The 719-nt window shown below is 41.9% G+C and carries 1 protein-coding gene; it reads right to left on the minus strand.

From position 1 onward, the window contains the following. Positions 1-196 precede the first annotated feature (196 nt). A partial coding sequence (locus tag OGX95_RS00005) for a hypothetical protein (protein ID WP_286627835.1) occupies positions 197-719 on the minus strand: 523 nt, incomplete at its 5' end.

The following is a 719-nucleotide window of genomic DNA, read 5'->3' on the forward strand; positions in this document are numbered from 1 at the left end:
AACAGAATGAACAGGCTCCTCCGGAGCTGACAGAAGACGGATGAAACAGATATTTTTGATGAGTCAGTGTCAGTACACCCACCTCGGGCTGTCTGAACTGATGGAAAGTGCCGGGAAACAGCGTGTCATTGTGGTGGATTTGACCTGTCATGAGTCATCAGTAACGGTGAAGGCGTTGTGGTTTTTGTGGAATCTGTCAGTCCTTTATTCTGAACGCCATGAACTGAGAGACTCCCCCTGCATTTTTCCTGGGTACCACGTGGCTCTGAATACTAACAGATATCTTTTTGTCGGATTTCTTCTTCACAATGTTTGCGCCAGTTAAAAAAATATTTCTCTGCGCATTCCTGATGTCCCCTTTCATTATATAAGAAGAGATCTTTAATTTAAACGATTTAGCGTCATTGAATGACGGGTAATAAGTTATTGCCTTGCCGGAGATACAGTAAATAATATGGAAAAACGTATTCATATATACTACGGAAAAGTGTGTTACTACCGACAAGTAGCGATATTTAAAATTGGCCTGAGAAACCGGAATGATATTACATAGATTATGAGCAGGAGGTTTTTGTAAGTGCTGTAACGACACGTGCTGACCGGATGCACTTCCGGAACTGATAAGTCTTTCTGAACGTAAAAATATGTCAACGCTGAAGAATACATTTTTTATCCCTCCGCCTGACACGCCAACACAGGCCGGACCTGAAAATATCTTT

This window comes from Citrobacter sp. Cu233, from assembly GCF_030332225.1.
Taxonomy (GTDB): Bacteria; Pseudomonadota; Gammaproteobacteria; order Enterobacterales; family Enterobacteriaceae; genus Citrobacter.